Source organism: Rhabdonatronobacter sediminivivens (assembly GCF_013415485.1).
GTDB classification, from domain to species: domain Bacteria; phylum Pseudomonadota; class Alphaproteobacteria; order Rhodobacterales; family Rhodobacteraceae; genus Rhabdonatronobacter; species Rhabdonatronobacter sediminivivens.
This window is the reverse complement of the sequence record NZ_JACBXS010000129.1, coordinates 1-863: the sequence shown is the minus strand read 5'-3', so window position 1 is coordinate 863 and position 863 is coordinate 1. Positions and strand designations below refer to the sequence as shown.

The following is an 863-nucleotide window of genomic DNA, read 5'->3' as shown; positions in this document are numbered from 1 at the left end:
CCGCAGTTATCCAGGGTCACAATCTGCGTTTCATGACGGTCGATCTGACCCAGCCGAACGCTGTCATTGCTGCGCGTCTGCGCGATGTCGTAGCGCTTGGCACCGCGCTCCATCACGAGCCGAGCTGTCATTCGTGATCGACCTGCCAACAAAAGGGAGAACCGCACATGCTCCACACCGACGCCCAGATCGAGGAACTCGACGCCGCGCTGCTGGCGCTTCCACCCGAGAGCGAGGGGATGCTGGCGAGTCAGTTCGACGGCTTTGTGACCGGCGTGCTGCTCTGTCCTGAAATGATCATGCCCAGTGAGTGGCTGCCGCATGTCTGGGGCGATCCTGAGCTTGCGGTGTTTGAGAGCGACGCAGCTGCGCAGCGGACCGTGGCGGCCGTGAAGGCGCATTACAACCGCGTCGCGCGCGGCCTCGCCCGCAGCCGTGCGGTCTACGAGCCGCTGTTCGACGAGAACACGCGCACCGGCGAGGTCCTGTGGGAAATGTGGGTCGCGGGTTTCGAGGAGGCGATGCGGCTGCGACCCGACTCCTGGCTGGCGACTGTGGAATCGGGCGATCCGGACGTGGAACCCGCCCTGCCGTTGCTGCTGACGCTGCACGCGATCCAGGCGGGCGAGAGCGATATGCCGAAAGCCTCGATAGATGAGTTGACCGAGCAGGCGCCGGACCTGATCCCGGAGCTCGTGCTGACGCTGAACCGCTGGGTGAAGGGACAGCGCGCCACGACCGGCGCGGCCAACCTGCCCGGCGCGCCCGTTCGTAGCGCGAAGGTTGGCCGCAACGATCCGTGCCCCTGCGGGTCGGGGCGCAAGTTCAAGAAGTGCTGCGGGCAGGAGACGGTGCACTGACGG

The 863-nt window shown here is 66.0% G+C and carries 1 protein-coding gene; it reads left to right on the top strand.

The features are described 5' to 3' along the window. The first annotated feature begins 167 nt into the window (after positions 1–167). Positions 168–860, top strand: coding sequence for a UPF0149 family protein (locus tag HUK65_RS18475; protein WP_179907756.1), 693 nt, complete (start codon positions 168–170; stop codon positions 858–860). Positions 861–863: the final 3 nt, after the last annotated feature.